This is a genomic window from Weissella minor, assembly GCF_001437425.1.
GTDB classification, from domain to species: domain Bacteria; phylum Bacillota; class Bacilli; order Lactobacillales; family Lactobacillaceae; genus Weissella; species Weissella minor.
In genome coordinates, this window is the sequence record NZ_JQCD01000019.1 from 1 (window position 1) to 227 (window position 227).

The 227-nt window shown below is 44.9% G+C and carries 1 protein-coding gene; it reads left to right on the top strand.

Annotated features, from left to right (window positions below; genetic code table 11):
• A partial coding sequence (locus IV67_RS02370) for a GA module-containing protein (protein ID WP_162261066.1) occupies positions 1–227 on the top strand: 227 nt, incomplete at both ends.

Sequence of the window (227 nt, forward strand, 5' to 3'; positions counted from 1 at the left end):
GCAGCTAAGGATGCTGTTGACAACGCAACTTCACAAGACGAAATTGACAAGGCTGTTGATGACGCACAAGAGAAGAACGATGCCAAGGCTAACGATCCATTAGCAGATGCTAAGGATGAAGCAAAGGACAAGATTGACAACATGCCAAACTTGACTGATGCTGAAAAGGATGCAGCTAAGGATGCTGTTGACAACGCAACTTCACAAGACGAAATTGACAAGGCTGT